Source organism: Enterobacter hormaechei subsp. xiangfangensis (assembly GCF_001729785.1).
Taxonomy (GTDB): domain Bacteria; phylum Pseudomonadota; class Gammaproteobacteria; order Enterobacterales; family Enterobacteriaceae; genus Enterobacter; species Enterobacter hormaechei_C.
In genome coordinates this window covers 4562127-4586817 of sequence record NZ_CP017183.1, presented here as the reverse complement: position 1 = coordinate 4586817, position 24691 = coordinate 4562127, and the positions used below count along the sequence as shown (strand labels likewise).

Here is a 24691-nt window from a genome sequence, read left to right as displayed (position 1 = left end):
GGTCGATCCTCAAAGCGCCCCGCAGGGCGCTCAATCACGTCATTTATGCCGTACGTTTGCGCAGTTCGATCTCTTCCACTATGCGCACATACATCTTCTCGTTGAGGTTGTAGAAGCAGCCCATCGCCACGATGGTGATGACCGCCAGCAGGCTCGGGTAGATAAATATCAGCTGCCGCAGCCCTTCAACCGTCCCGGCGGACTGCACCACGTTCGGCACATAGCCGATCTGGGTGAGCATGATCCCCGGGAAGAAGCCCGCCAGCGCCTGCGAGACCTTCCTGAAGAAGGTAAAGCCGGTGTAGACCGTTCCCTCGGAGCGCACGCCGGTGCGCCACTCGCCGTATTCCACGGTATCGGACACCAGCGCCCAGTTCAGGCTGTTCACGAACGCGGAACCGAAGAACGCCAGGCAGGAGAACGCCACAAAGCTCACCGAGCCGCCGCCGAAGAAGTAGTTAAGCAGATCGCCCGCCACCCAAATCATCAGCCCGCTGATGTAGACCTTTTTCTTGCCGAAGCGCCGCACCGCGCCGGGCATCATAAAGACGCCGATAAAAATACAGCCCATGCTGAAGAAGCCCATATACGACAGCAGGATCGGGTCGTTCAGCACGTACTGCGTGTAGTAGACCTGAATGGCGAGCTTAACGTTAAAGGCGCCCAGCGTGCACAGGTTAGCGATGCACAGGATAAACAGCGGACGGTTCCCGGCGATGGCGCGAAACGACTGCAACAGCCCCGGTTTCTGCGCCGGGTTAGCAGGCTGCGTCTCGACGTAACGCTCGGTAACGCCCTTATAGCACCACCACATAAAGAACAGCCCGAACAGCGAGAAGAGGGTGGCGGCAAAGATGTAGCCAAGCTCGTCGTTACCCTCAATCAGGTTCATCACCGGGACAAAGCCCACCGTACAGAGCAGCAGGCCGAGCGTGGCGCCGCCCTGACGCCAGGCCGCCAGCGAGGCGCGCTCGTCCGGGTTTTTGGTGATGGCGGGCACCATCGCGCCGTAAGAGCAGTTCATCATGCTGAAGAACAGGCCGTACAGCATGAACAGCACCGTCGCCATCACCGTTTTACCGGTGATTTCAAACGGTGTGCCGACGAAGTTGGCAATCGCCAGCAACGTTACCGGGAAGGCTGCATACAGCACGAACGGGCGGAATTTCCCTTTCGGGCCGATCTTGCGCCGGGAATCGAGCATGATCCCGGTGCCCATATCGGTGAAGGCGGTAAAAAACTTCGCAATCAGGAAGATAATCCCGCCGTAGGTGCCCGGCAGCCCCAGCACGTCGGTGTAGAACTTCAGCAGATACAGCGTGCCGATATCAAGCAGGATGTTAGAGCCGAGATCGCCCATCCCGTAGGCGAGTTTTTCTTTAAACGGCAGGCGCAGGGTTGCCGGATCAGAAGTATGTTGACTCATTATTGTTCTCCGTCTGCCCGCAGGTTTTCCCGCGGGCGAGCCTTATCAGATATGACGTAAGGTGCTAAACAGATCAGCCCATTCGCTTTGCTGGCGATAGAAGACCGGCGGTTTGCCGAGCGGGGCATCAACGGTGATGTCACCGCCCTGGCAGGTTTCTCCGGTCCACGCATTGACCCAGGTGTCCTGCGGCAGATAGAGCGACCAGTCGCGGCGTCCCTCTTCATGGACCGGCGCCACCAGCAGATCGCGGCCAAACAGATACTGGTATTTCAGCGTGTAGGCGCGCGCGTCGTCCTCGTAGTGCAGGAAAAGCGGACGCATCACCGGCAGGCCGCTTTTCGCGTTCTGCGCGACCGCGGCTTTGATGTACGGCTTCAGAGTGGTGAAGACAGTGGTCATGCGCGCGAAGTGCGCGATGGTTTCCGCGTCGCCGTCGAACTGCCAGTTATCGCCAGGGCGGTTGCCCTCGTGGGTACGCATCATCGGCGTAAAGGCGCTGAAATCACACCAGCGCAGCAGCAGCTCTTTGCTGCGCTTCATCTCGAAGAGCGTCGTATAGCCGCCAATGTCGCTGTGGTGCAGGCCGTGCCCGGTCATCGCCAGCGACAGCGCCGCCGGTACGACGGAAGCCAGACCGTCGTCCAGGCTCCAGTCGACGTTCTGATCCCCCGCCCACATCATCACCGAGTGCTTCTGGCTACCGGTGTAGCCTGCGCGCATGAAGAACAGGATCTCCCCGAGCTTGCCGGTCTCCTCCAGCGCTTCGTAGTTACATTTCGCCCACAGGGCAGGCCAGGCGTTATGCATGATCTCCGCGCTCACGCCGTTGTGCAGGAAGGTATCGGTCGGCAGGTACTCCCCGAAATCGGCCATCCAGCCGCCGCAGCCCAGTTCGATCAGGTTCTTTTTAATGACCTCTTTGTACCAGTCGTAGGCTGCCGGGTTGGTCAGGTCGATAACGCCCGCGTAGAACTCGCCGAACTCGACGTGGTAGTCCTTGCCGTCGGCGTTTTTGGTCAGATAGCCGCGTTTCGCGGCCTCTTCGCAGAGATCTTTATCGCTGGCGACGTACGGGTTGATATAGGAGAGGAACTGCACGCCTTCTTCTTTCCACTGCGCAATCCGCGTATCAAGCTGCGGATAGAGCGCGCTGTTCCACTTCCAGTTCCACATTACGCGTTTGCCGAAGGAGGTCATGCGGATGCCGGACCAGTCCTGCGCCCAGATGCCGTTCACCTTTACGCCGCCGTTACGCATGGTGTCGAGCTTCTGCTGGCACACCTCGGTGCCGCCCTGGATGCCCAGCGTCACGCCGTCGTACACCCAGTCCGGCAGCTCCGGCTGGCGTCCCAGCAGGCCGGTCAGTTTTTCCAGCAGATCGACGTACGTTTCCGCACATTCGAAGCGCAGCGTGGCGTTATCTTCCCAGAACGCCAGCTCGTGGAAGTCAGGGGCGCTGAAGTCAAAGTTCATGTAGCAGCTGTTATCCACGTGGCAGTAGTACTTCTGGGTGCTCACGAAGGTGGGCTGCGGGAAGAAGGTCCAGTAGTAGTCACCGCCCGCGTTCTCTTTGCAGTCGGCCTGCCAGGTGACATAGGTCTGCTTGTTGCGGCCCACGCCCTGCTCGCTGGTCCACAGCGGGAACGGCTTGCCGCGCAGATCGAAGTACGAGAACTGCTCGCCGCAGCCGTAAATATGATCTTCTGGCTGCGCCGCCAGCCGCAGCCAGATGCGGTTATGGCCGGGAGCATCATTTTTCAGCTTCAGCTCCAGACGGCCTTCACCATCCACGCCCACCAGCAGCGTCGCGCTTACCGCATCGCCGCGGGTAAAGCGGATTGCCCAGCCCGCGCTTTGCTGCGTAACGGTCGCGTTCGTCAGGGCAATCTTTTCGTTGAGCTTGTCTTTGATGCTGAAGTTGCCGCGAAACATCTCGATATCCGCCTCACCTGCGCCAATCCACAGGCAAGGGGCATCCGCGGTGTGGGATAAAATCAGACGGTCCTGCCAGCGCAGGGTGAAGCCACTTTCGTTATTTTTCAGGTCAATATTGTGTAGGGTACGCATAAAAACTCCGTCTTAATTATTTGGCCTGGCTATCCAGTAATCCGGCGGCGACGGCAGGCGCTAAGCCCGGTGCCAGCGGCAGGCGGGGGATCACCAGGCAGTGCAGCAGATGGTAAATATCCTGCTTGCCGTCCCAGACTTTGGTGGTCACTTCGTTGTTGGTGTCCAGCTCCTGCCACCAGGATCCGTTTTCGTAATCCATCAGATACTTGATGCAGTAATCCCACCATTTCTGATACCAGGCTTCGTACTGCGCCTCGCCGGTCACGGTATAGAGGGCATAGGCCGTGCCCATCGCCTCGACGATTGGCCAGCGCACGCGTTCGCGCACGATTGGCTTGCCGTCCCAGCCCACGGAGTAGACAAAGCCGTCCGCCCCGTCGGGTGCCCAGGCGTCGCGGATGGTGGCGTGGAACAGTCCTTTCGCATCTTCCAGCAGCCACTCCGGCGGGGTTTCAAAGCGCGCTTCCAGCGCGGCGCGCAGGTGCAGCATCAGGCGGCCCCACTCAATCCAGTGCCCAGGCGTGCCGCCATAGGCGCGGAAGCGGTGGGCGGGGTTATCGATGTTATAGTCGCGGATCGGGTTCCAGTTGGTGTCAAAATGCTCGTTAACGCGGTACTCCCCTTTGCGCGCCACGTCGTGAATAATCACCGAGGCGATGCGCAGGGCGCGGTCGAGCCATTTGCGGTCGTGGGTCACGTCATAAACGATGAGGAAGGCTTCCACGGCGTGCATGTTGGCGTTACCGCCGCGATAGTCTTCCGTTTTGCTGAAGGCTTCGTCCCAGGACTCCAGGCACATCTGCTCCTGTTCGCTCCAGAAGTAGCGCTCAATCACCTCGATGGCGTCGTCCAGCAACTTGCGTGCCTGCGGATGGCCGGTGGTGACGGCGCTCGCCGCGCCCAGCAGAACGAAGAAATGCTGATAGCCCTGCTTGGACGCATCAATGACGCCTTCATCGTTAACGCAGGCGTACCAGCCGCCGTGCTGCTTGTCGCGCAGCGGACCGTTCAGGGCATTAATGCCGTGCTCAACCAGGGCGTACGCGCCGGGGCGCCCCATGTTCGCCGCCACCGCGTATACATGCAGCATGCGGGCGGTGATCCACAGATGTGTGCCCATATCGCTACGCACCTGCCCGTTATTGCCCAGCCAGCCAAAGCCGGTCGGTACGGCGGCGTTTTTACCGAAATCGAGAATGCGGTCGGTCTCTTGTTCGAGCCAGCGGTTATGGCTCAGGGTGTTAAACCATTTCATGTTCGGATCCTTTCTTAACGGCGAGCCATCATTTCGTCGACGATCTCACCCAGACGCTGAAGTTTTGGTACGGAAATATCACGCAGCATCAGCTCGGTGTCCGGCAGGCCAATCACAGAGGACCAGACGGCGCGACCGGCTAAAAAGCCCGATGCCCCCGCCTGCATCGCCACGCTCACCGCGCGCGGGAATAACTTATCGTCAACGCCGGACGAGAGGATCACCCACGGCATGGCGATGTTCTCGTTAAGCTTTTGCGAGGCCGCCAGCAGCTCTTGCTGCGTGCCCTTGCCAAACAGTGGCATCTCCACTTTGTAGAGGTCGGCACCGCTGTCGCCCAGCTCTTTGGCCGCGTCGATAATCGCCTGTTCGCGGTTAAACGCGGCACCGCGACGCGGTGGACGCACCACCGGCTCGATAATGCTCAGCAGACCGTTATCGTGGCACAGCGTATTGAACGCTTTCACCATCTCCAGGCGCTGCTGCGGATCTTCATCGCTGCGCCACAGCACCAGCAGCTTCAGTGCTTTGCCGCCATCGCGCTTGACCGCCTGCGCGTCGACGTTCTTGTCGATCGCCACGCTGTCGACCGGAATACCGTTCCCCGGGATAAATTCGTCGGCGGCCACAATCATCGCGCAGCTTTTGGCCACGGCCTGCTGCTCGACAATCTGGCGATAGCAGAACTGCTGGTCGACAAGGATCGCAGAGGCGTACGGCGACAGAATTTTTGCCGCGTTGACTTTAAAATCCGTCAGGTGCTGGTCGGTTACCGGTACCGGCGCGCCTGCCGCCGCAAACATCAGGCGCATCGCTTCGCGCTGATCCACGGCCAGCATCGCAAAACCGCCGGAAGGTCGGGTGATATCTTTCAGGGTGTACATCGTCATTCCTCAGTCCTTTCGTATCAGTGTGATTTTTTCAGCCCGGCAGATGCGCGAACCTGTTCAAGAATGGCCGTCCAGTCCTCGCGCCCGCGCCCGGCGGCGCGAGCCTGGTTGTAAACTTCGCGGGAGGCCGCGCCCAGCGGCATCGGAACGTGGAGCTGGTTGGCCACGTCGAGGGCGATCCCCAGGTCTTTATGCGCAAGGTCGATCATGAAGGCGGGAGAAAGATCCCCTTTCAGCACCTTGTTCGGCCAGGATGTCGTGAAGTGGCCTTTACCCGCAGGCGTACCGCTCATGACCTTGAGCGCCACGTCAAAGGAGAGGCCAAGCGCTTCGCACAGCACGGCGGCCTCGGCGGAAAGGGCGTTCAGGGCAATGCTCATGTAGTTATTGATAAGCTTCACGCGGATGCCCATGCCTGGCCCGCCGGCGTTAATCAGCTCATTGCCCATCGCCATTAAGACCGGGGTGGCGCGCTCAACCTGCTGGGCCGTGCCGCCTGCCAGCAGGAGCAGCGTGCCGGCGATGGCATGGTCAGAGGTGCGTCCGACGGGCACGTCCATCAGGCTGAAGCCTTGCTCAGCCATGTCGCGTATCAGCGCGTCGGTTTGCAGCGGGTGAATGGTGGACATATCAATGACCAGCGCGTCGCGGGATAATCCTTCGCACACGCCGTGCTCGCCGAACAGGACGCTGCGCACCAGGTCGCCGTTGGGCAGCATGGTGATGACGAACTCGGCATCCGTTGCGGCCTGTGCTGGCGTAGCCGCCGCCCGAGCGCCGCTCTCTACCAGCGCCTGAACCGCCTGCGGGTTCACATCAAAAACGTTAAGCTGGTGGCCCTGTTTCAACAGATTCTTCGCCATGGGCGCGCCCATCTGTCCTAAGCCGATAAATGCGATTGCTGACATGCCTCTCTCCTGTCACATCGTGTCAATTTTTGCGCGTTTGTAGTGTCTGTTTTTGATCGTATTTGTAATTTATAGTCAAAAAATTGACACGGGTCACTTTTTAAACATTTGGTGAAATTAAAATGAAGGCATCAGAAATCGCAGAAGGAATCACCATGACTCGCATCGTTTGTGTCGGCATTACCGTGCTGGATCGCATCTGGTATCTCGATGATTTACCGAAAGAAGGTGGGAAATATGTCGCAAAAGACTATACGGAAGTGGGCGGTGGCCCGGCGGCAACGGCGGCAGTGGCAGCCGCGAAACTGGGCGCGGAAGTGGATTTTATTGGCCGGGTGGGGGACGACGATACCGGCAGACGACTGCTTGCGGAGCTGGAATCCCTGGGGGTGAACACCCGCTATACGCGCATAGTTAAGGGAGCCCGATCGTCGCAATCGGCGGTGCTGGTGGACGCAGGTGGGGAAAGAGTGATTGCCAACTACCCCAGCCCCGATCTCCCTGCGGCGGCAGACTGGCTGCATGAAATCGACTTCTCGCAGTGGGACATTGTCTTAGCCGACGTGCGCTGGCATGACGGGGCAAAACAGGCATTTACCCTGGCCCGCCAGCAGGGCGTACCGACGTTGCTTGATGCGGATGTCACCCCGCAGGACATCGCGGATCTGATTGCCTTAAGCGACCACGCGGCCTTCTCCGCGCCGGGATTGCGGCGTTTAACGCAGCGGGATGAAACCGAAAACGCGCTGAAGAAAGCACAAACGCTCACAAATGGACATGTGTATGTTACGCAGGGGCGAGACGGCTGCTTCTGGCTGGAAAACGGTGCACTGTGTCATCAGCCCGGCTTTGAGGTGAACGTGGTGGATACCACGGGGGCGGGCGACGTGTTCCACGGTGCGCTGGCGGTCAGTCTGGGGCAACAATCGTCCACTTCAGACGCCGTGCGTTTTGCCAGCGCCGTCGCAGCACTGAAATGCACAAAGCCCGGTGGACGCGCGGGTATACCCGACTGTGATCAAACCCGCTCTTTTTTGTCACTTTTTGTATAAAATGCGGGGCGTGATGGTTTTCAGAGGACAGCCCATGAGCCTTACCGAACTGACCGGCAACCCGCGTCACGATCAGCTGCTGACGCTGATTGCCGATCGCGGCTATATGAACATTGATGAACTGGCGCAGCTGCTGGATGTGTCGACGCAAACCGTGCGCCGGGATATCCGTAAGCTCAGCGAGCAGGGGCTGATCACCCGTCATCACGGCGGCGCGGGCAGGGCATCCAGCGTGGTCAACACGGCGTTCGAACAGCGTGAAGTCTCGCTTACCGAAGAGAAACGGGCGATTGCCGAAGCGATTGCGGACTATATTCCCGACGGTTCGACCATTTTTATCACCATCGGGACGACCGTGGAGCACGTTGCCCGGGCGCTGCTTAACCATAATCATCTGCGCATCATCACTAACAGCCTGCGGGTGGCGCACATTCTTTATAAGAATCCGCGCTTTGAGGTGATGGTGCCCGGCGGTACGCTGCGCCCGCATAACGGCGGCATTATCGGTCCTGCGGCAACGGCGTTCGTGTCAGGATTTCGCGCAGATTACCTGGTCACCAGCGTCGGGGCGATAGAGCACGACGGCGCGATGATGGAATTTGACGTTAACGAAGCCAGCGTGGTGAAAACCATGATCGCTCACTCCCGCCACATTTTACTGGCGGCCGATCATACGAAATACCACGCCTCCGCGGCGGTTGAAATTGGCAACGTGGCGCAGGCGACGGCGCTGTTCACCGATGAGCTGCCCGGCCCGGCGCTGCAAAATCACCTCAAATCCAGCAAGGTTGAGGTTGTCGAAGTCAATTCCGGAGAAGAGCAGCAGGCTGGCTGATCATCCTATGGCCCGATATTGCGATTCGGGCCTTTCCTTTCTCTAAGCTGAATCTGGCGCATAGCTAAAGTTTCTCTTTCCCGCTACAGTTACTTCTCCACGGCGAAAGGAGATAAACATGCTTTATATCTTTGACTTAGGAAATGTAATCGTCGATATCGATTTTAACCGGGTGTTGGGCGCATGGAGCGATTTTAGCCGTGTTCCGCTGGCGACGTTAAAGCAGAATTTCGCGATGGGTGAGACTTTCCATCTGCACGAGCGAGGTGAGATCAGCGACGAAGCGTTCGCAGAGCGTTTCTGCCAGGAAATGGGTCTTTCGTTAAGCTACGAGCAGTTTTCCCACGGCTGGCAGGCCATATTTGTCGCGATCCGCCCGGAAGTGATCGACATCATGCACAAGCTGCGCGAGCAGGGGCATCGTGTTGTCGTGCTGTCTAATACTAACCGCCTGCATACCACCTTCTGGCCGGATGAATACCCGGAAATTCACGCGGCGGCAGATAAAGTGTATCTCTCCCAGGAGATGGGGATGCGTAAACCTGAGGCGCGCATCTATCAGGCAGTATTGCAGGAAGAAGGATTCACGGCAGCGGATGCGGTCTTTTTTGACGACAACGCCGATAATATAGAAGGGGCTAATCAGTTAGGTATCACCTCCATTCTGGTGACCGGAAAAGAGACGATACCGAACTACTTTGCGAAGCAGTTATGCTAAAAACCGTTCATCAAAAAGCCAATCACCACACGCGCCCGCTGAGGGCGTGGTTGAAACTCCTCTGGCATCGCATTGATGAGGACAACATGACCACGCTGGCGGGCAATCTCGCTTACGTGTCGTTGCTCTCGCTGGTGCCGCTGGTGGCGGTGATTTTTGCGCTTTTTTCGGCATTTCCAATGTTTGCCGATGTGAGCATGCAGCTTCGCCATTTTGTTTTCGCAAACTTTATTCCTGCCACCGGCGATGTGATCCAGAACTACATTGAGCAGTTTGTCGCAAACTCCAGCAAGATGACGGCGGTGGGGGCGTGTGGGCTTATTGTTACCGCGCTGCTGCTGATGTACTCCATCGACAGTGCGCTCAACACCATCTGGCGGAGCAAAAAAGTCCGCCCGAAGGTTTACTCCTTTGCCGTCTACTGGATGATTTTAACCCTTGGCCCATTGCTGGCGGGGGCAAGCCTGGCGATCAGCTCCTACCTTCTTTCGCTGCGCTGGGCGACCGACTTAAACAGCGTGATCGATAACGTGCTGCGTATCTTCCCGCTGATTTTATCGTGGCTTTCGTTCTGGCTGCTCTACAGCGTGGTACCAACCACGCGCGTACCCAACCGGGATGCCGTGGTGGGTGCTCTGGTCGCGGCGTTGCTCTTTGAGCTGGGCAAGAAAGGATTCGCGCTTTATATCACCATGTTCCCCTCTTATCAGCTGATTTACGGTGTGCTGGCGGTGATCCCCATTTTGTTTGTCTGGGTCTACTGGACGTGGTGTATCGTCTTGCTTGGCGCCGAAATAACTGTCACTCTCGGGGTCTACCGCGAACTCAAAAAAGCAGCAGAAGCTGAAAAACAACAAGAAGCAGACCAACCATGATTGCATTGATTCAGCGCGTAACCCGTGCCAGCGTCACCGTGGCGGATGAGGTGACGGGTGAAATTGGCCCAGGACTTTTGGTGCTCCTGGGTGTCGAAAAAGATGACGACGAACAAAAAGCTAACCGCTTATGTGAGCGCGTGCTGGGCTACCGCATTTTCAGCGATGCGGAAGGCAAGATGAACCTGAACGTTCAGCAGGCGGGCGGCAGCGTGCTGGTGGTTTCCCAGTTTACGTTGGCTGCGGATACCGAACGCGGCATGCGGCCGAGTTTTTCGAAGGGCGCGGCACCGGAGCGCGCAGAAGCTCTATACGAGTACTTTGTTGAGCGCTGTCGCCAACAGGACATGAATACACAAACCGGACGATTCGCTGCGGATATGCAGGTTTCGCTGGTGAACGATGGCCCCGTCACATTCTGGCTCCAGGTATGAGCCAACTGGCGGTATGGCCGCGGGTAACAAGAGAGAGTACAGCTATGTATCACCTTCGAGTACCGCAAACGGAAGAAGAATTAGACGCTTATTACCATTTCCGCTGGGAAATGCTGCGCAAACCACTGCATCAACCGAAAGGCTCTGAACGCGACGCCTGGGACGCGATGGCGCACCACCAGATGGTGGTTGATGAAGAGGGCAACCTCGTTGCCGTGGGACGTCTGTACATCAATGCCGACAACGAAGCTTCAATCCGCTTTATGGCCGTTCATCCCTCCGTGCAGGACAAAGGCCTTGGAACGCTGATGGCAATGACGCTGGAATCCGTTGCCCGTCAGGAAGGGGTCAAGCGCGTCACCTGTAGCGCCCGCGAAGATGCCGTTGAGTTCTTTGCCAAGCTTGGTTTCGTGAATCAGGGGGAAATCACCGCCCCGCAAACTACGCCGATTCGTCACTTTTTGATGATCAAACCCATCGCCACGCTGGACGATATTCTCCATCGCGCCGACTGGTGCGGGCAGCTCCAGCAGGCGTGGTATCAGCACATTCCGCTCAGTGAAAAAATGGGCGTACGTATTCAGCAGTATACCGGACAAAAATTTATCACCACCATGCCGGAAACCGGCAACCAGAACCCGCACCATACCCTGTTTGCCGGCAGCCTGTTTTCACTCGCCACGCTCACCGGATGGGGACTGATCTGGCTGATGCTGCGCGAACGTCATCTCGGCGGCACCATTATTCTGGCCGATGCCCATATCCGCTACAGCGCGCCGATCAGCGGCAAGCCGAGCGCGGTAGCTGACCTGGGCGCACTGGGCGGCGATCTCGACCGTCTGGCGCGTGGACGTAAAGCACGCGTACAGATGCAGGTTGAGCTGTTCGGCGATGAAACGCCAGGCGCGGTGTTTGAAGGCACCTATATCGTTCTGCCTGCGAAGCCGTATGGCGCGTATGAAGAGGGTGGGAACGAGGAGGAGTAGTCTCCTTCTCACTCTCGCCCGGCATGGTTAATGCGCCAGGCAATATCTCGCATAATGTCTCGCGCTGACTGGCTAATTCCACCCAACTGGAAGAAGCCGTGAATTACACCCCGCCATTGTTGAGCGGTACACTTCACGCCTTGCGCCGTGAGGCGCTGATAAAGCGCCTCGCCTTCGTCACGTAACGGATCATACTCAGCGGTAACAATATGGACCTTCGGCAGACCGCTAAAGTCGTTGCGCCACAGTGGACTGACTTCAGGATGCTGACGGTCGGCTCCAGCCAGATACATTTCATAGCCGCTCAAAAGGGTATCGCGAGTAATCACGTAATCCATGCCATTGAGGGTATAGCTTTCAAGACTGGCCGTAGCGTCGAGCATGGGATAGATAAGAATGAGCTGCGCGGGATCCCAGAGCCCTTTTGCCTTAAGCCGCAATGACGTTACCAGCGCCAAATGCCCTCCTGCGCTGTCTCCACAGAGGGTGAGTCGGTTCTTATCCACGCCTAATTCGTCTGCATACTGCCAGACCAGATTCGCACCTCTTTCAGCATCGTCATGTGCGGCGGGGAAGGTATGCTCCGGCGCCAGTCTGTACTGAATCGCAATCACCCGGCAATTGCCGTAGTAGGCTAACTGACGGAGCTGGTTGTCATGGGTATCAAAGCCGCCGCTGATAAAACATCCGCCGTGGTAGTAGATGGCAGCAGGCAATATTTCAGGCGCATTGAGAGGTGAAAATACCCGAATGGTAAGACCCTCAAGAACAAGCGTCTCCAGCTGAACGCGCGTTTCGGTCTTCCCGGCAAGCTCCGTGCTGGCAATATAGCCTGCTCGTCGTACCTCAATTGTCTGGCGACGCGATGAGGGGCGACCTGCAGCGATAAATCCTTGAACCAGCCGTTCAATACCCTTTTCCAGTGCCATGAAAACACCTTTTAACTGTATGAATGTACAGCTTTATAGCCTGGTTTAATTCAAAAGAAAACAAGAATATTATTGAGGGGAAAAGTCTTGAAAGCTGCTCGCAAAGGCGAGAGCTTTTTTATTATCTGCTTTCGTCACAGACATAAAGTGCGGATGTTGCCTGAGATTTGCCGTGGAAGCGATGCTAAAGCGATAACGCGTCTTTAGACGGATCCTGGACTACGGGCTGAAGAGCATCTGGCATATAAGACGGCAGGTATTGCTGTCGAGGTGTAGGCCGGGCAAACTCGCGCCGCCCGGCACTCTCACAGGAGATTACTCCCCTTCACCCGGGAACAGGAACGGGTTGATCGAGCTGCGGGCAAAGCCCTCCTGCTCCATCTTCGCGTCCAGAATCAGCGAGGCGAGATCGTCGGCCACGGCTTCGACTTTCGGGTCTTTTTCCTGATACAGAATCTTCAGGTAGGTCCCGCAGTCGCCGCAGCTCTCCGCTTTCACCGCCGCGTCTTCATTTTCCAGCGACCAGTAGTTCAGATCGCGGGTCTGTTCGCAGTTGCTGCACTTGATGCGCACCACGTGCCACTCGGTTTCACACAGGTTGCAGTGCAGGTAGCGCAGCCCCTGAGTGGTGCCGATTTGCACCATGCTGGAGACCGGCATTGAACCACACACCGGGCAGAACTGGCGCGCTTCGCCGTATTCGGCGCGGGCTTTACCTGGAATCAGGCTCGCCATTTGCGCCCAGTAGAGCGACAGCGCAGCCCAGATGAACGGCGCTTTATCGCTGCTCACCAGTGAGAAGTCGGAAGCAAACAGCGCGCTCGCCATCTCTTCCAGCTCCTGATCGGAGGCTTTTTCCAGGTTCTCAATGACCGCCAGCGCCGTGCCGCTCATCTCGGGCTTCAGCTCGGCGATCAGGGAATGCAGCAGCTTATGCCAGTGCTTGTCGCGCGGCAGAACGTGAATATCCAGCGGCGGTTTGCCCTGCTCATTGGCTTCTTTGATGCGTGCGGTCAGGTCCATTTGCAGCGGATGGTCGTACAGCACCACTTCCTGCGCATGGGCGACCAGCGCGGCAAAACGCAGAAAATCGCCCAGCGGGTTGTTCTCTGCCAGCTCGCGCAGACGCTCTGCGCGGCGGTTGTAGAGGTTCTTGAGTCTGGGGAATAACAACGGCGGAATATACTCCGCCGTACGTTTCTCGCTCGACCCCAGCTCATCTTGCGGGATTATGCGAATACTCATTCAGATGACTTTTCCTGTTTCTGGCGGACTTCTCGGTACCAGCGCGGGTGATGTTTCTTCGCCCACGTTTTGGTGACCCAGCCTTCCACCATCGCGGTAATGGTGCCTTTCACCCAGAGGGCGGCGTAAATATGCACCATGATAACCACAATTAACGCCACTGCGGCAAATGAATGCAGCATTAGCGCAAATCGGATCACCGGGATTGAGAAAGCAGGCGCAAAGTACGGACGCCAGATGATCACGCCGCTCACCAGCAACAGGACCAGGAAGATAATCGCCGCCCAGAATACGCATTTCTGGCCGAAGTTATAACGCCCGGTATCACCTACTTCCTCGTTGACGACGATCTTACGAATATTCTTCGCCCAAAAGATATCATCCCGATTGATTAGGTTATGGTGCCAGTAACGGAAAAACATGATGATGAACGACGCGAACATGATGACGCCCACAAACGGGTGCAGTATACGCGCCAGCTGTGGTGTCCCCATGATCTGCATCAGCCAGTTGAAGGACGGGAAGAAGAACCCCAGCCCGCTTATCGCCGCCAGCATGAAGCAGAAGGCGGTGACCCAGTGGTTGATGCGTTCCGGCGCGGTGTAGCGCACGATGGTGTCACGTTTTCTCATTTGCGCACCTCGTCTTTCTCTTCATGCAGGTTGTCGTCTTCCTCTTCCGCACGGTTCGGACCAACGCCGACGTAGTGGAAGATGCTCGCTGCGAAGGTGGCCGCAAAACCGACCGCGGCCAGCGGTTTCCAGATGCCTTTCCAGAACTTCACGGTCGCGCTGATTTCCGGGTTCTCCGGCAGGCCGTGATACAGGTTCGGCTTGTCGGCGTGGTGCAGCACGTACATCACGTGCGTACCGCCAACCCCGGCCGGATCGTACAGGCCCGCGTTATCGTAACCACGAGTTTTCAGCTCGCCCACGCGCTCTGCCGCCAGCGTTTTCATATCCTCTTTAGAGCCAAAGTGGATAGCGCCGGTTGGACAGGTCTTCACGCACGCTGGCTCCTGGCCGACATTTACGCGGTCAACGCACAGCGTACATTTGTAGACGCGGTTGTCTTCCGGGTTCATGCGCGGCACGTCGAACGGACAGCCCGCGATGCAGTAGCCGCAGCCAATGCACTGCTCGGACTGGAAGTCGACGATGCCGTTGGCATACTGAATGATAGCCCCTTCTGACGGACACGCCTTCAGGCAGCCCGGATCCGCACAGTGCATACAGCCGTCTTTGCGAATAAGCCATTCCAGCTTGTCGTTCTGCTCCACTTCCGAGAAACGCATTACCGTCCAGGACTTGGCGGTCAGGTCCGCCGGGTTGTCGTACACCCCGACGTTGTGACCCACTTCGTCACGGATGTCGTTCCACTCAGAGCAGGCCACCTGACAGGCTTTACAGCCGATACAGGTGGTCACGTCGATAAGCTTCGCCACTTCCTGCTGGTGGTCCCGCGCCTGAGGCGCGGGCGTGAAACCGTTAGTCGCGGAACGACGGATAATGTCTTGAGATTGATAAGCCATAAGTCGTCTCCGTTACACCTTTTCCACGTTCACGAGGAAGGCCTTAAACTCCGGCGTCTGCGTGTTCGCATCACCGACGAACGGCGTCAGGGTGTTCGCAATGAACCCTTTCTTCGCCACGCCCTCATAACCCCAGTGAATCGGGATGCCGATGGTATCCACCTGCTGACCGTGAACGTTCAGCGTGCGAATACGCTTGGTCACCACCGCCTTGGCTTTGATGTAGCCGCGGTTAGAGGAGACCTTCACGGTATCGCCATGGGCAATGCCGAGTTTGTTCGCCAGCTTCTCGCCGATCTCCACAAACTGTTCCGGCTGCGCGATGGCATTCAGCAGCGCGTGCTTGGTCCAGTAGTGGAAGTGCTCGGTCAGACGGTAAGTGGTGCCGACATACGGGAACTTGTCCTTTTTACCCAGCGCTTCAAAATCGCTCTTGAAGATACGGGCTGCCGGGTTAGAGACCACGTTCGGGTGCAGCGGGTTAGTACCCAGCGGCGTCTCAAACGGCTCGTAGTGTTCCGGGAATGGCCCTTCCGCCATCTTATCGATAGCAAACAGACGGCCCATCCCTTCAGGCTGCATGATAAACGGCCCGACATCGCTGCCTGGTGCGGCAGTGCTGTAGTCCGGAATATCCACGCCGCCCCATTTCGCGCCGTCCCACTTCAGAAGCTGACGCTTCGGATCCCACGGGTTGCCCTGCGGATCAGCGGAGGCACGGTTATAGAGGATGCGGCGGTTAAGCGGCCACGCCCATGCCCAGCCCAGCGTATTACCGAGGCCCGACGGGTCGGCGTTATCGCGGTTGGCCATCTGGTTGCCTTTCGGCGTCCAGCTCCCGGCAAAGATCCAGCAGCCGCTTGACGTCGTACCGTCATCGCGCAGGTGCGCGAAGGTGCTGAGCTGATCGCCTTTCTTCGCCAGCACCGCACCGGTCGCCGGGTCGATAACGTCCGCCAGCGCTTTACCGTTGCTCTCCATGGCCACTTCTTCCGGCGCTGGGTTTTCCGGCGTCGAGTAGTTCCAGGTCATGTTCAGTACCGGCTCAGGCGTTGCGCCGCCCTCAGAGGCGTACATCTTACGCAGGCGTAAGAAGATGCCGGCCAGGATCTCGCCGTCATTCAGGGCGATGCCCGGGGCGTCTGCGCCTTTCCAGTGCCACTGCAACCAGCGGCCGGAGTTGACGATAGACCCGTTCTCTTCCGCGAAGCAGGTGGACGGCAGACGGAACACTTCGGTCTGAATCTTCGACGGATCGACGTCGTTCGACTCACCGTGGTTCTGCCAGAACGTCGACGTTTCGGTATTGAGCGGGTCAATCGTCACCAGGAACTTCAGCTTCGACAGAGACTCGACAACCTTGTTCTTGTTCGGGAACGACGCCACCGGGTTAAAGCCCTGGCAGATATAGCCGTTGACCTGGCCCTGGTGCATCATTTCGAAGTACTGAAGTACGTCGTAACCTTTGTCCCACTTCGGCAGCCAGTCAAAGCCCCAGCTGTTTTCCGCCGTCGCCTTGTCGCCGTAGAAGGCTTTCATCAGCGAGACGAAGAACTTCGGATAGTTGCCCCAGTAGTTCACCTGGCCTTCGAGCAGCGGTTTTGGCGTGCTGGCCGTCAGGTAGGTTTGCAGGTCAGTCTGTTTCTCGCTCGGCAGGTTCATGTAACCCGTCAGGCTCTGAGACAGCAGGCCGAGGTCGGTCAGACCCTGAATGTTGGAGTGACCGCGCAGGGCGTTCACGCCGCCGCCTGCCATCCCCATGTTGCCGAGGAGCAGCTGAACCATCGCCATGGTGCGGATGTTCTGCGCGCCGATGGAGTGCTGCGTCCAGCCGAGCGCATACAGGAACGACGCGGTTTTATCTTTCGCGCTGGTTTCCGCAATCAACTCGCACACCTTCAGGAAATCCGCTTTCGGCGTCCCACAGATGTTTTCGACAACCTCCGGCGTGTAGCGGGAAACGTGCTCTTTCAGCAGGTTCCACACGCAGCGCGGGTGTTGCAGGGTGGTGTCGCGCTTCGCAAAGCCGTTTTCGTCCAGCTCGTAGTTCCAGCTGGTTTTGTCGTACTTGCGTTTTTCGGCGTCGTAACCGCTGAACAGGCCATCTTCGAAGTGGTAATCCTCACGCACGATCAGGCTGGCGTTGGTATAGGCTTCGGTGTACTCGCGGTTATATTTTTCGTTGGTCATCAGGTACAGCAGTACGCCTGACAGGAAAGTGATGTCAGTACCTGAACGAATAGGGGTGTAGAAATCCGCCACTGACGCTGTACGCGTAAAGCGGGGATCGATCACAATCAGCTTCGCGCCGTTGTGGATTTTGGCTTCCATCGCCCAGCGGAACCCGACAGGGTGCGCTTCAGCGGCGTTACCGCCCATCACCACAATAAGGTTGGCGTTCTTGATGTCGACCCAGTGGTTGGTCATCGCACCGCGACCAAATGTTGGAGCAAGACTTGCTACCGTTGGTCCGTGTCAGACACGCGCCTGGTTGTCGACCGCGAGCATACCGAGTGCGCGCGTAAATTTCTGGGTTAAATAGCCGGTTTCGTTACTGGACGCTGAAGCACACAGCATGCCGGTGGAGAGCCAACGGTTAACGGTGGTGCCTTCGGCATTCTTCGCGATAAAGTTGGCATCGCGGTCTTCTTTCATCAGCTTAGCGATGCGATCGAACGCTTCTTCCCAGCTGATTTGCTGCCATTTGTCAGAGCCGGGAGCGCGATACTCAGGAAACTTCAGGCGGCTTTCGGAGTGGATAAAATCTACCAGACCGGCCCCTTTCGGACAGAGTGCACCACGGTTTACCGGGTGATCCGGATCGCCTTCGATGTGGAAAATAGATGCTTTGGCGTTTTTCGCACCGTCGCCGAGGCTATACATTAACAGCCCACAGCCGACGGAGCAGTACGTACAGGTGTTACGGGTTTCGCGGGTGCGCAGCAGTTTATACTGCCGTGTTTCCGCCAGCGCTACACCGGGCGCAAAGCCCAGTGCCGCCGCCGTGGTGCCTGCCATACCGCCAGCGCAGATCTTAAAGAACTGCCTTCTGCTGACCTGCATGGGTCACTCCTTGGTTCATTACGACATTGCTATGTAGTTTTACTCTGCGGTTGAGAATTAACCGCAAAGGAGAAAAATTTGCGTTAATCCCTCATTTCTCCGAGGGATAAGCCCAGAATACCACAATGTCGGTACGCCTGTTCCAACGGGGTTAAAACAAAGTGAACGTATTATCACGGCATTGATTATAAAATGTGATATCAATCACATTTTACCCTGTGCATGTTAAAGAGGTGTAGCAGGTGATCGGTTGCACCCCTCCGTATTGAGTAGGAGAATGGTTGCTGAAAAGTTGATCCATACTATGCGTAAGGCCTGCCGTTTGTGTTGCAATAGCAGGCTCACTTCCGTGGTTGTTCAGGAATACCGTTGTGTCTAAACAAAACCGTGTTGCCCACGCGTCGCCACTGCCTGCGGGTATTGTGGAACTGTCGATACACAGACCGCCTCACATTTCACATGCCACGCCGGATTTTCTGGCGGAAGAGGTCCCCGTTGCCCTGGTTTACAACGGTATTTCGCATGTGGTGATGATGGCCTCGCCGAAAGATCTGGAGCTGTTCGCCATAGGTTTTTCCCTCTCGGAAGGCATCATTGCGCATCCGCAGGAGATCTACGGCATGGATGTGGTTCATGCCTGTAATGGTCTTGAAGTGCAAATCGAACTCTCCAGCCGCCGCTTTATGGGGCTGAAAGAGCGCCGCCGGGCGCTGGCCGGACGTACCGGCTGCGGCGTGTGCGGCGTTGAACAGCTTAACGATATCGGCAAACCCATTATCCCGCTGCCGTTCACCCAGACGTTCAATCTGGCGCACCTTGATCGGGCGCTTGAGCACCTGAACGACGTGCAACCCATCGGTCAGCTCAGCGGCTGTACCCACGCGGCGGCATGGATATTGCCGTCAGGCAACATTGCCGGCGGTCATGAAGATGTGGGCCGCCACGTCGCGCTGGATAAGCTGTTAGGTCGCCGCGCTCGGGAAAGCAACGTCTGGCAGCAGGGCGCGGCGTTAGTCTCCAGCCGCGCCAGCTATGAGATGGTGCAAAAGTCCGCCATGTGCGGCGTGGAAATTCTGTTTGCGGTGTCAGCGGCAACCACGCTGGCGGTGGAAGTGGCGGAGCGCTGCAACCTGACGCTGGTGGGGTTCTGCAAGCCGGGTAGAGCAACTATTTACACCCATCCGCAGCGATTGATAGTTGATCAGTAATTTTGAATGAGTATAGCAAATCCTTCCGCTTTTAGTTGTTCATGATGAGGTCTAATATTTATCTCATCAAGGCACGGCGCCTTATCTAAACAACTTAACGAAAGGGTTTATCTCATGAAAAGCATCAAAACTTTTGTCGCAGTAATCGCTCTGGCTACCTCTTTTGGTTCTTTCGCTGCGCAGACAGTGACCGCATCCGCCTCTACCCTGGATGGTGCAGAAGCTAAAATCGCTGCACAGGCACAGGAAGCGGGCGCGTCATCCTACAAAATTACCCAGGCATTCACCGGTAACCGCGTACACATGACCGCTGAACTGAACAAATAATTCCGCTATACCGTCGAAAGAGCGCCCCTGGGGCGCTTTTTAGTTTATGCCTGCCAGACGCAGCAGTGCGGTCACCACCGCCGCCGCGACGATCACCACAATTAACGGCATTTTGCGCCAGGCCAGAAACACCGCGAACCCCACGCCCAGCACACGTGCCATCCCGGCAAAATGGTCCCCTTCATAAAACGTTGTCGCCAGCGCGACGGAGAACAGCAAAACGGTAGCCGCGTCTGAAAGCAGCGCCTGCGACCGTTCTGAAAGCGCCAGCCGGTTGCCAAGCTTCGCTCCGCCAAGACGCATCAGATAGGTTCCGGCAGAAAGAATGGCGATGCCGAGAATAAAGACCGTCATGTTTTCCATTATTTTTTCCTCGCGGCAAGGCCGAGCAAAGAGAGCAGTACCGGCAGACCCACCGGCGCAAACGGTACGGCGGCCAGCGACAACACTGCGCCGCTACAGGCGCGGATCAGCGTGGTACGGTTTTTAAATGCCGGCACCACTAACGCCAGCAGGATCGCCGGGAACACCGCGTCCAGCCCGATGGTTTCCGGGTCTGGCAGCAGCTTGCCGACCATCGCCCCCAGTACCGCCCCCAGCGGCCAGATAATTGCCACGCCCAGGCCGCACAGCCAGTAGGCCGCTTTACGCTGCTCGGCGGTTTTTTGCGAAAGGCCGAACACCACGCTTTCATCGTTCATAATATGACAGCCCAGAAAGCTCAGGCCGCGCTTGCCCACCAGGTCACGCACCGTTACGCCGAACGGCACATGGCGTGCGTTTACCAGTAAACCGGCCGCGGCCGCTGCCAGCGGATTGCCGCCGCTTGCCACGATGCCAATAAACATAAACTCGGATGCGCCTGCCAGCACCGTGAGGGAGAGGACAAACGGCACCCACAGCGGGAAACCGTAGGCCATCGCCAGTGAGCCATAAGACATGCCGACCACGCCCACCGCGAGGCAGACCAGGACGATCGCTTTTATCGTGTCGCCTTTCAGGCAAGAGAGGTGATTCTTCATACCATTTTAGCCATATCGAACGTATTTCCATTATAATGAACGCATCAAAATCGTTTTACAAGGCGAACGATTCGTTCGTTATAGAGAGAAAGAGGCCGTTTTTATGACGCAGCCAATCAGCGTGATCGCCAAAAGCCTGGTACGAGAACGCCTGCGAACCGGGCTCTCACTGGCGGAAATTGCCCGCCGTGCCGGGATCGCCAAATCCACGCTTTCACAACTGGAGTCTGGCAACGGCAATCCTAGCCTGGAAACGCTGTGGTCGCTTTGCGTGGCGCTGGATATTCCGTTTGCCCGGTTACTGGAGCCGCAGCAACCCGTCACGCAGGTGATCCGCCGCGGCGAGGGCACAAAAGTCGTCGCCGGGCAGGCGAACTACGAGGCGATTTTGCTCGCGGCGTGTCCGCCGGGCGCGCGTCGTGATATCTATCTGCTGCTGACTCAGCCGGGGGCAGACCGTATTTCCCAGCCCCATCCGCCTGGTTCGGTTGAGCATATTATCGTGACCCAGGGGCGGGCGATGGTCGGTCTGATCGACGCGGCGGAAGAACTCGGCCCGGGAGATTACATTTGCTACCCTGCTGACCAGCCGCATATCTTTAAGGCGCTGGAGCCCGATACGCACGCGCTGCTGGTGGCGGAACAAAACTAAAGAAGATACGGAAAATCATGTCGCTTAAAGCCATTGCCAAAGAACTGGGGCTGTCTGTTACCACCGTCAGCCGCGCCCTCAACGGATATGACGACGTTTCTGCTGAGACGCGCGCCCGCGTGGAAGCGGAGGCCCAGCGCCGTGGCTACCGACCAAATACCTTTGCCCGTCGCCTGAAGATGGGCAAAATCGACGCCGTCGGGCTGGTATTTCCGGTGCATCCTGTTCCGCTCAATAACAGCGTTTTTATGGACATGGTCGGCGAAATTAGCCACGAACTGGCGCGACATGAGATTGACCTGCTGCTCATCGCTGACGACGATCTGGTGGACAAACACAGCTATATGCGCATGGTGCAGAGCCGACGCGTGGATGCGCTGATAGTGGCGCATACGCTGGATCACGATCCGCGTCTTGAGCAGCTTCAGGCCGCCGGGTTTCCGTTCCTGGCGCTCGGCCGCAGCCAGCTCCCGCAGCCGTACGCGTGGTTCGATTTCGACAACTATGCCGGTACGTATCAGGCCACCCGCTGGCTGATCGAGAAAGGCCATCAGCGCATTGCGCTGCTGGGCGAAAGCAACAACCAGGCATTCATCACCCAGCGCCGCCAGGGCTACCTGGACGCGCTGCGGGAAGCCGGACTTTCCAGCGAATGGCTGCGCGCCATGCCTCCTTCGCGCCGCGTGGGTTATGCCACCACGCAAGAACTTCTCTCCCTGCCGCAGCCGCCCACGGCCATCATTACCGACTGCAACACCCACGGCGACGGCGCAGCGATGGCCCTGGCGCAGATGGGACGCTTAACCGGTGAAAATGCCGTCTCGCTGGTGGTCTATGACGGCTTACCGCAGGACAGCATTGTCGATATCGACGTCGCGGCGGTGATCCAGTCTACCCGTCAGGGCGTCGGGAAACAGATTGCCGATATGGTGCGCCAGTTGATTAACGGCGACGACATTGACACTCTTCAGGTGCTCTGGCAGCCAGAATTCTCCCCAGGCCAGACGGCCTAATCACACGAAAAATTCCAAACCCGATCACAGATCCGAAACGTTTTGGTTTGTATCCGAAACGTTTCGGATCAAAACTCAGGACATCCCGATGACAGGAGATGTCCGATGCAAGATGCCATTTTTCGACTTGAAAGCAATACGGTTGACGTGGTGCTAAAAACTCACCCGTTCGCCGAAATTCTCTACTGGGGGCCGCACCTTCAGCACTTCTCGCCGCAGGATGTCCTGAGTATTGCGCGCCCGGTTGCTAACGGCAGGCTGGACGTCGACTCCCCCGTCACGCTGATGGCAGAGCTGGGGCATGGGCTGTTTGGCTCGCCGGGCATCGAGGGGCATCGCCAGGGGCTGGACGGATCGCCGGTATTTAAAACCACGCAGGTGCAGCAGGCGTTAAACGCCCTGACAATCACTGCTGAAGACGAGCATGCAGGCTTGCGCCTGACCAGTGAAATAACGCTGGATGCCAGCGGCGTACTGGTGGTGCGCCATGGGTTAACCAACCTGAAAACGCTGGCGTGGCAGGTGGATCGCTTTGCCGTGACGCTGCCGGTGGCCGAACGCGCGCAGGAGGTGATGGCCTTCCACGGACGATGGATCAGGGAGTTTCAGCCGCACCGCGTTACGCTTGAGCACGACAGCTTCGTGATTGAAAACCGCCGGGGTAAAACCTCCCACGAACATTTCCCGGCACTGATTTCAGGTACGCCGTCATTCAGTGAAATGCACGGCCACGTCTGGGGTGTGCATCTGGGCTGGAGCGGCAACCACCGCCTGCGCGCAGAGGCGAAAACCGATGGCCGCCGCTATATGCAGGCCGAAGCGCTCTACCTGCCGGGTGAAATGGCGATTGAAGAGGGGGAAACGCTCTGGACGCCGCGCCTGTATGCCAGCCACTCCCCGCACGGGCTGAACGGCATGAGCCAGCAGTTCCACCGCTACCTGCGCGATAACGTTATCCGCTTCCCGGAAGATAAACCGCGCCCGGTGCATCTCAACACCTGGGAGGGGATCTACTTCGACCACGATCCGGACTACATCATGCGCATGGCCGACGAGGCCGCAGCGCTGGGCGTGGAGCGCTTTATCATTGACGACGGCTGGTTCAAAGGCCGCAACGACGACCACGCCGCGCTGGGCGACTGGTATCTGGACGAGAAAAAATACCCGAACGGCCTTAAGCCGGTAATCGATCACGTTAAACAGCTCGGCATGGAGTTTGGTATCTGGGTTGAGCCGGAGATGATTAACCCGGATTCCGATCTGTACCGCGCGCACCCTGACTGGGTGCTGGCGCTGCCGGGCTACGCTCAGGCGACCGGGCGACATCAGCTGGTGCTCAATCTTAATATTCCGCAGGCCTTTGATTATCTGGTCGAGCGCATGAGTTGGCTGCTGGGCGAACACGCGGTCGACTACGTGAAATGGGACATGAACCGCGAGCTGGTGCAGCCAGGGCACAAGGGCAAAGCCGCCGCCGATGCCCAGACGCGCCAGTTTTATCGCCTGCTGGACGTGCTGGGCGAGCGTTTCCCGCACATTGAGTTTGAATCCTGCTCCTCCGGCGGCGGGCGAATCGATTATGAAGTGCTGACCCGCTGCCACCGCTTCTGGGCGTCCGACAATAACGACGCGCTGGAGCGCAACACTATCCAGCGCGGCATGAGCTACTTCTTCCCGCCGGAGGTGATGGGGGCGCATATCGGTCATCATAAGTGTCACGCTACCTTCCGCCAGCACAGCATTCAGTTCCGCGGGCTGACGGCGCTGTTTGGTCACATGGGGCTGGAGCTGGATCCGCTCACCGTCGACGCGCAGGAGCGTGAAGGCTATCGACATTACGCCGCGCTGTATAAGCGGTGGCGCGAGGTCATTCATCACGGCACCCAGTGGCGCGTGGATATGCCGGACGCCACCACCCTGGCGCAGGGTATAGTGAGCGAAGACAAGACGCAGGGGCTGTTTTTGGTCAGCCAGCTCGCGATGCCGGATTACACCCTGATGATGCCGCTGCGCATGCCGGGGTTAGACGCCAGCGCGCAGTACCGCATCACGCTGCTCGATCACCCGAACATTCAGATTACGGGCGAGGGCGGGCACACCATGCGCAAGCTGCCGGCGTGGATGGACGCGCCGCAAACGGTAAGCGGTGAATGGCTGATGCAGGCGGGTATTGCGCTGCCGATTCTGGATCCGGAAACCACCATTCTGATTGGTGTGGAACGCGTGTAAGGGTGACGGGCCGGGCAACC

23 protein-coding genes are annotated in these 24691 nt (G+C 57.9%); 11 read left to right on the top strand and 12 right to left on the bottom strand.

Going from position 1 to position 24691, the window contains the following annotated elements; translation table 11 throughout:
• Positions 1-43: 43 nt before the first annotated feature.
• The 5 genes from BFV63_RS21905 to yihU are packed head-to-tail and all read right to left on the bottom strand — an operon-like array spanning position 44 to position 6552.
• Positions 44-1426: an MFS transporter gene (locus BFV63_RS21905; protein ID WP_048241621.1), complete on the bottom strand. Its 1383-nt coding sequence runs from the start codon at positions 1424-1426 to the stop codon at positions 44-46.
• Positions 1427-1471: 45 nt separating this feature from the next.
• A complete protein-coding gene (locus tag BFV63_RS21900; protein WP_048241623.1) occupies positions 1472-3496 on the bottom strand; it encodes an alpha-glucosidase in 2025 nt (674 codons plus the stop codon).
• A 16-nt stretch (positions 3497-3512) separates the two neighbouring features.
• Positions 3513-4754, bottom strand: a complete 1242-nt coding sequence (yihS, locus tag BFV63_RS21895) for a sulfoquinovose isomerase (protein ID WP_003861936.1) — start codon at positions 4752-4754, stop codon at positions 3513-3515.
• A 14-nt stretch (positions 4755-4768) separates the two neighbouring features.
• Complete coding sequence (yihT, locus tag BFV63_RS21890; RefSeq protein WP_003861939.1) at positions 4769-5644, bottom strand: sulfofructosephosphate aldolase; 876 nt, start codon at positions 5642-5644, stop codon at positions 4769-4771.
• Positions 5645-5661: 17 nt separating this feature from the next.
• Entirely contained in the window at positions 5662-6552 is an 891-nt protein-coding gene (gene yihU / locus BFV63_RS21885; protein WP_023323900.1) for a sulfolactaldehyde 3-reductase, read from the bottom strand.
• Positions 6553-6707: 155 nt separating this feature from the next.
• On the opposite strand from yihU, the gene BFV63_RS21880 reads away from it, so the two are divergent.
• The 6 genes from BFV63_RS21880 (at position 6708) to fabY (ending at position 11452) form a co-directional block, all read left to right on the top strand.
• On the top strand, positions 6708-7604 hold the full coding sequence (locus BFV63_RS21880) for a sugar kinase (RefSeq protein ID WP_003861942.1): 897 nt from the start codon (positions 6708-6710) through the stop codon (positions 7602-7604).
• Positions 7605-7638: 34 nt separating this feature from the next.
• The gene (locus BFV63_RS21875; RefSeq protein WP_003861944.1) at positions 7639-8439 is read left to right on the top strand and encodes a DeoR/GlpR family DNA-binding transcription regulator; all 801 of its coding nucleotides are present in this window, start codon (positions 7639-7641) and stop codon (positions 8437-8439) included.
• Between the two features lie 118 nt (positions 8440-8557).
• On the top strand, positions 8558-9157 hold the full coding sequence (gene yihX / locus BFV63_RS21870) for a glucose-1-phosphatase (RefSeq protein ID WP_003861947.1): 600 nt from the start codon (positions 8558-8560) through the stop codon (positions 9155-9157).
• Positions 9151-10032, top strand: coding sequence for a virulence factor BrkB family protein (locus BFV63_RS21865; RefSeq protein ID WP_003861949.1), 882 nt, complete (start codon positions 9151-9153; stop codon positions 10030-10032). The genes yihX and BFV63_RS21865 overlap by 7 nt, the downstream gene beginning before the upstream one ends.
• Complete coding sequence (gene dtd / locus BFV63_RS21860; protein WP_003861951.1) at positions 10029-10466, top strand: D-aminoacyl-tRNA deacylase; 438 nt, start codon at positions 10029-10031, stop codon at positions 10464-10466. Before BFV63_RS21865 ends, dtd begins: the two co-directional genes overlap by 4 nt.
• 44 nt (positions 10467-10510) lie before the next feature.
• The gene (gene fabY, locus BFV63_RS21855) at positions 10511-11452 is read left to right on the top strand and encodes a fatty acid biosynthesis protein FabY (RefSeq protein ID WP_015569910.1); all 942 of its coding nucleotides are present in this window, start codon (positions 10511-10513) and stop codon (positions 11450-11452) included.
• Between the two features lie 8 nt (positions 11453-11460).
• On the opposite strand, the gene BFV63_RS21850 is transcribed toward fabY, so the two are convergent.
• The 5 genes from BFV63_RS21850 to fdnG form a co-directional block, all read right to left on the bottom strand.
• A complete protein-coding gene (locus tag BFV63_RS21850; protein WP_003861954.1) occupies positions 11461-12381 on the bottom strand; it encodes an alpha/beta hydrolase in 921 nt (306 codons plus the stop codon).
• Between the two features lie 315 nt (positions 12382-12696).
• A complete protein-coding gene (gene fdhE / locus BFV63_RS21845; RefSeq protein ID WP_003861956.1) occupies positions 12697-13626 on the bottom strand; it encodes a formate dehydrogenase accessory protein FdhE in 930 nt (309 codons plus the stop codon).
• Entirely contained in the window at positions 13623-14258 is a 636-nt protein-coding gene (fdoI, locus tag BFV63_RS21840; RefSeq protein ID WP_003861958.1) for a formate dehydrogenase cytochrome b556 subunit, read from the bottom strand. The genes fdhE and fdoI overlap by 4 nt, the downstream gene beginning before the upstream one ends.
• A complete protein-coding gene (fdxH, locus tag BFV63_RS21835; RefSeq protein ID WP_003861960.1) occupies positions 14255-15157 on the bottom strand; it encodes a formate dehydrogenase subunit beta in 903 nt (300 codons plus the stop codon). The genes fdoI and fdxH overlap by 4 nt, the downstream gene beginning before the upstream one ends.
• A gap of 12 nt (positions 15158-15169) precedes the next feature.
• Positions 15170-18220, bottom strand: a complete 3051-nt coding sequence (gene fdnG / locus BFV63_RS21830) for a formate dehydrogenase-N subunit alpha (RefSeq protein ID WP_086527948.1) — start codon at positions 18218-18220, stop codon at positions 15170-15172.
• Between the two features lie 371 nt (positions 18221-18591).
• Here fdnG and fdhD point away from each other — a divergent pair, with 371 nt between their 5' ends.
• Both fdhD and BFV63_RS21815 read left to right on the top strand, forming a co-directional pair.
• Complete coding sequence (fdhD, locus tag BFV63_RS21820; protein ID WP_048241628.1) at positions 18592-19428, top strand: formate dehydrogenase accessory sulfurtransferase FdhD; 837 nt, start codon at positions 18592-18594, stop codon at positions 19426-19428.
• Between the two features lie 114 nt (positions 19429-19542).
• On the top strand, positions 19543-19755 hold the full coding sequence (locus tag BFV63_RS21815) for a YdgH/BhsA/McbA family protein (protein WP_003861966.1): 213 nt from the start codon (positions 19543-19545) through the stop codon (positions 19753-19755).
• 39 nt (positions 19756-19794) lie between these two features.
• On the opposite strand, the gene BFV63_RS21810 is transcribed toward BFV63_RS21815, so the two are convergent.
• The gene (locus BFV63_RS21810) at positions 19795-20118 is read right to left on the bottom strand and encodes an AzlD domain-containing protein (protein ID WP_003861969.1); all 324 of its coding nucleotides are present in this window, start codon (positions 20116-20118) and stop codon (positions 19795-19797) included.
• Entirely contained in the window at positions 20118-20777 is a 660-nt protein-coding gene (locus BFV63_RS21805) for an AzlC family ABC transporter permease (protein WP_003861971.1), read from the bottom strand. Before BFV63_RS21805 ends, BFV63_RS21810 begins: the two co-directional genes overlap by 1 nt.
• 103 nt (positions 20778-20880) lie before the next feature.
• On the opposite strand from BFV63_RS21805, the gene BFV63_RS21800 reads away from it, so the two are divergent.
• The 3 genes from BFV63_RS21800 (at position 20881) to BFV63_RS21790 (ending at position 24671) form a co-directional block, all read left to right on the top strand.
• Positions 20881-21429: a helix-turn-helix domain-containing protein gene (locus tag BFV63_RS21800; protein WP_003861973.1), complete on the top strand. Its 549-nt coding sequence runs from the start codon at positions 20881-20883 to the stop codon at positions 21427-21429.
• 17 nt (positions 21430-21446) lie between these two features.
• Positions 21447-22442: a substrate-binding domain-containing protein gene (locus BFV63_RS21795; protein ID WP_023323894.1), complete on the top strand. Its 996-nt coding sequence runs from the start codon at positions 21447-21449 to the stop codon at positions 22440-22442.
• Between the two features lie 105 nt (positions 22443-22547).
• On the top strand, positions 22548-24671 hold the full coding sequence (locus BFV63_RS21790) for an alpha-galactosidase (protein ID WP_023323893.1): 2124 nt from the start codon (positions 22548-22550) through the stop codon (positions 24669-24671).
• Positions 24672-24691: the final 20 nt, after the last annotated feature.

Coding starts and splice junctions, on each gene's coding strand:
- BFV63_RS21905 (WP_048241621.1), bottom strand. CDS start 1,426: ATGAGTCAACATACTTCTGATCCGGCAACCCTGCGCCTGCCGTTTAAA.
- BFV63_RS21900 (WP_048241623.1), bottom strand. CDS start 3,496: ATGCGTACCCTACACAATATTGACCTGAAAAATAACGAAAGTGGCTTC.
- yihX (WP_003861947.1), top strand. CDS start 8,558: ATGCTTTATATCTTTGACTTAGGAAATGTAATCGTCGATATCGATTTT.
- yihS (WP_003861936.1), bottom strand. CDS start 4,754: ATGAAATGGTTTAACACCCTGAGCCATAACCGCTGGCTCGAACAAGAG.
- dtd (WP_003861951.1), top strand. CDS start 10,029: ATGATTGCATTGATTCAGCGCGTAACCCGTGCCAGCGTCACCGTGGCG.
- BFV63_RS21795 (WP_023323894.1), top strand. CDS start 21,447: ATGTCGCTTAAAGCCATTGCCAAAGAACTGGGGCTGTCTGTTACCACC.
- BFV63_RS21850 (WP_003861954.1), bottom strand. CDS start 12,381: ATGGCACTGGAAAAGGGTATTGAACGGCTGGTTCAAGGATTTATCGCT.
- BFV63_RS21880 (WP_003861942.1), top strand. CDS start 6,708: ATGACTCGCATCGTTTGTGTCGGCATTACCGTGCTGGATCGCATCTGG.
- fdxH (WP_003861960.1), bottom strand. CDS start 15,157: ATGGCTTATCAATCTCAAGACATTATCCGTCGTTCCGCGACTAACGGT.
- yihU (WP_023323900.1), bottom strand. CDS start 6,552: ATGTCAGCAATCGCATTTATCGGCTTAGGACAGATGGGCGCGCCCATG.
- BFV63_RS21865 (WP_003861949.1), top strand. CDS start 9,151: ATGCTAAAAACCGTTCATCAAAAAGCCAATCACCACACGCGCCCGCTG.
- fdoI (WP_003861958.1), bottom strand. CDS start 14,258: ATGAGAAAACGTGACACCATCGTGCGCTACACCGCGCCGGAACGCATC.
- BFV63_RS21875 (WP_003861944.1), top strand. CDS start 7,639: ATGAGCCTTACCGAACTGACCGGCAACCCGCGTCACGATCAGCTGCTG.
- fabY (WP_015569910.1), top strand. CDS start 10,511: ATGTATCACCTTCGAGTACCGCAAACGGAAGAAGAATTAGACGCTTAT.
- BFV63_RS21790 (WP_023323893.1), top strand. CDS start 22,548: ATGCAAGATGCCATTTTTCGACTTGAAAGCAATACGGTTGACGTGGTG.
- fdhE (WP_003861956.1), bottom strand. CDS start 13,626: ATGAGTATTCGCATAATCCCGCAAGATGAGCTGGGGTCGAGCGAGAAA.
- BFV63_RS21800 (WP_003861973.1), top strand. CDS start 20,881: ATGACGCAGCCAATCAGCGTGATCGCCAAAAGCCTGGTACGAGAACGC.
- yihT (WP_003861939.1), bottom strand. CDS start 5,644: ATGACGATGTACACCCTGAAAGATATCACCCGACCTTCCGGCGGTTTT.
- BFV63_RS21815 (WP_003861966.1), top strand. CDS start 19,543: ATGAAAAGCATCAAAACTTTTGTCGCAGTAATCGCTCTGGCTACCTCT.
- BFV63_RS21810 (WP_003861969.1), bottom strand. CDS start 20,118: ATGGAAAACATGACGGTCTTTATTCTCGGCATCGCCATTCTTTCTGCC.
- BFV63_RS21805 (WP_003861971.1), bottom strand. CDS start 20,777: ATGAAGAATCACCTCTCTTGCCTGAAAGGCGACACGATAAAAGCGATC.